This is a genomic window from Pseudomonas sp. PDM31, from assembly GCF_019218965.1.
GTDB lineage: Bacteria > Pseudomonadota > Gammaproteobacteria > Pseudomonadales > Pseudomonadaceae > Aquipseudomonas.
On record NZ_JAHUWS010000040.1, the window covers coordinates 1 to 345 of the forward strand.

The window sequence follows — 345 nt, forward strand, 5'->3', positions numbered from 1 at the left end:
TCATGACTGGGGTGAAGTCGTAACAAGGTAGCCGTAGGGGAACCTGCGGCTGGATCACCTCCTTAATCGACGACTCAGCTGCTCCATAAGTTCCCACACGAATTGCTTGATTCATTGAAGAAGACGAAAAGAAGCAGCCTTAACGGGTTGTAGCTTGGTTGGTTAGAGCGCACCCCATGCTTTGTGGTAAAGAGCAGGGTGAGGTCGGCCGGATAGCTCGAAATTGGGTCTGTAGCTCAGTTGGTTAGAGCGCACCCCTGATAAGGGTGAGGTCGGCAGTTCGAATCTGCCCAGACCCACCAATTTTGTTGTGTGGGAACCTGTAGAAATACGGGGCCATAGCTC

General features: G+C 52.2%; 1 tRNA gene and 1 rRNA gene. Both read left to right on the forward strand.

Features of this window, described 5'->3' with window-relative positions:
• Positions 1-65 (forward strand): 16S ribosomal RNA (locus KW839_RS27355); the annotation flags it as partial.
• A gap of 160 nt (positions 66-225) precedes the next feature.
• Positions 226-302, forward strand: a tRNA-Ile gene (locus KW839_RS27360).
• Positions 303-345: the final 43 nt, after the last annotated feature.